1 protein-coding gene is annotated in these 235 nt (G+C 30.2%); it reads left to right on the plus strand.

All coding sequences use genetic code 11. The features are described from left to right. A partial coding sequence (locus ACX6CF_RS26590) for a beta-galactosidase trimerization domain-containing protein (protein ID WP_458788396.1) occupies window positions 1–235 on the plus strand: 235 nt, incomplete at both ends.

Here is a 235-nt window from a genome sequence, read left to right on the forward strand (position 1 = left end):
AGGAAATTTTACAGATAAATGATAAAAATGTGGATATACTGGCAAGATTCAATGATGATAAACCAGCAGTGACAATTAATAATTATGGAAAAGGTCAAGCAGTATATTTTGCTACTCATCCAGATGTGGCTTATTTAGAAGAGAAATCATATCTATTATGGGATATTATAGATGATATTCTATTACCAAAAGGATTAGGTCCTAAGATTAGTGTAATCTACACTAATCTTAGGAC

It is taken from the genome of Vallitalea sediminicola (assembly GCF_054408565.1).